Origin of the sequence: Parvibaculum sp., assembly GCF_049672805.1 — a bacterium.
In the GTDB taxonomy this organism is placed as follows: domain Bacteria; phylum Pseudomonadota; class Alphaproteobacteria; order Parvibaculales; family Parvibaculaceae; genus Parvibaculum.
The window spans coordinates 1-2,261 of record NZ_JBATWS010000419.1 but is presented as its reverse complement, the minus strand read 5'-3'; the positions used below and the strand labels follow the sequence as shown (position 1 = coordinate 2,261).

Below are 2,261 nucleotides of genomic sequence, written 5' to 3'. Positions count from 1 at the left end.
CACTTCCAGCGGCACATCCGAGCGGATGGCGATGCCGCCCAGCGACATATCGCGGACAGAGCAGGGATGTTCCGACCCGTCGGGCGCCAGGAAGCGGCCTTTTGCTTCAAAGGCGACACGTGGATATTGGCGGCGTTCTTCGAAGTCGGACTGCATCTTGTTGCCTGCAAAGAGACGTCAGCGTCGAGGCGGGGTGCCTCAAACGCGGAATTCCTTGACGCTCAGAATAACGCCCGCAGGGTTAATGAAATTCTACCGCTTTCGATACAATGAGCGGATATTTGGCCATAATGGAGCGGTGCGGAGTAATCCTCATCAAAATTGACGCTTGCGTCAGCTTTGTGGATTCCCGACAATCGGTGAAACTCCGATCAATAACGGAATCAGGCAGGGACACGGCCTAGCAAGGAAGCCGCCCGCCACGCCCTGCCATGCAGGCAGGCGGGCCTTACGCATCCCTGTTTCATGTGGCCAGAAACAGGGACCGGGGACAAAGTATGAGCGAATTCGATTACATCATCATCGGCGCAGGCAGCGCAGGCTGCGTGCTTGCGAACCGCCTTTCGGAAAATCCTTCGAACAAGGTTCTGCTTCTTGAAGCAGGCAAGAAGGATTCGAACTTCATGATCCACATGCCGGCAGGCGTCGGAAAGTTGATCGGCACCGATATGGCGAACTGGTGCTATGAGACGGAAGGCCAGGCCCACCTGAACAATCGCAAGCTCTACTGGCCGCGTGGCAAGGTGCTTGGCGGGTCGTCCTCGATCAACGGCATGATCTATATTCGCGGCCATGCGCGCGACTATGACATGTGGCGTCAGCTCGGCCTTGAAGGCTGGGGCTTTGCGGATGTGCTGCCCTATTTCCGCCGTTCGGAAGGCAATGAGAATGGCGACAGCGCGTTTCATGGCGGCAATGGCCCGCTCGGCGTCAGCAATTCCCGCAAGACGAACGTGCTGTTCGATGCTTTTGTCGAGGCAGGCAAGCAGGCCGGTCATCCCTATACGGATGATTTCAATGGCCCGCAGCAGGAAGGCGTTGGCCCCTATCAGCTTACCATCAAGAATGGCCAGCGTTGCAGCGCGGCGAAGGGCTATCTCGTTCCGGCGCTGAACCGTCCGAATCTCACCATCGAGGTGGAGGCGCTGACCTCGCGCGTACTGTTTGAGGGCAAGAAGGCCGTCGGCGTTGAATATACGCAGAAAGGCGAGACCAAGGTTGCCCGCGCGGGCAGGGAGGTCATCGTGTCGGGCGGCGCCGTCAACACGCCGCAGATCCTCATGCTGTCGGGTATCGGCAAGGCGGAGTATCTCAAGAAGTTCGGTCTCGATGTGGTGGCCGATCTTCCGGGCGTTGGGCAGAACCTTCAGGATCACCTCGATTGCACGGTGATCTATGAATGCACGCAGCCCATCACGCTGCACAGCACGGTCAGCAATCCGCTGAAGCAGCTCGTCACCGGCATGCAGTACACCTTCTTCAAGACGGGTCTTGCAACCTCGAACGGGCTTGAGTCCGGTGCCTTCCTGAAGACGCGGCCTGAACTGGAAGTGCCTGACATCCAGCTTCATTTCGTCGCTGCGATGATGCGCGACCATGCGCGCATGAAGTCGGATCGTCATGGCTTCACGGTTCACGTCTGCCAGCTTCGTCCGGAAAGCCGTGGCTATATCGGCCTCAAATCCACGAACCCGGCTGACCACGCGCTCATTCAACCGAACTATCTCGAAGCGGAATATGACCGGAAGGTCATGCGTGATGGCGTGCGTATCGTGCGCGAGATCATCTCGCAGCGTGCGATGGATGCCTATCGCGGGCCGGAGTTCTGGCCGGGTGCGGGCAAGCAGTCCGATGAAGAGATTGATGCCTGGATCCGCGAGACGGCGGAGACGATCTATCATCCGGTCGGGACGGCGAAGATGGGTAATGACCCGATGGCCGTTGTTGATGCCAGGTGCCGCGTGCACGGGCTTCAGGGGCTGCGTGTGGTAGATGCCTCGGTGATGCCGACGCTTGTGGGGGGCAACACCAATGCGCCGACCATCATGATCGCGGAGAAGATTTCCGACGACATTCTGGGCAAGGCACCGCTTCCTGCCGAGCATGTGACGATTGCAGAAGATCGCGTCAACGCCGCATAAGATTTCCTCTTCTTAAAAGGAAAAGCCGGTGTCGTGAGACACCGGCTTTTTTTGTTCAGGTCTTTATGCCTCAGCCGGTTTCTTCGGTGCTGGCAGGTGCCGTTTTCACGAGGCGGAGAT

2 protein-coding genes are annotated in these 2,261 nt (G+C 58.4%); one reads left to right on the top strand and one right to left on the bottom strand.

The window, feature by feature from the left end:
- Window positions 1-156: PilZ domain-containing protein (locus tag WBF74_RS12965; RefSeq protein ID WP_424440577.1), on the bottom strand; the 156-nt coding region annotated here is incomplete at its 3' end.
- Between the two features lie 341 nt (window positions 157-497).
- Between WBF74_RS12965 and WBF74_RS12960 the strand changes: the two genes are divergently transcribed.
- Window positions 498-2,141, top strand: coding sequence for a choline dehydrogenase (locus WBF74_RS12960; protein WP_424440575.1), 1,644 nt, complete (start codon window positions 498-500; stop codon window positions 2,139-2,141).
- The last annotated feature ends 120 nt before the right edge of the window (window positions 2,142-2,261 follow it).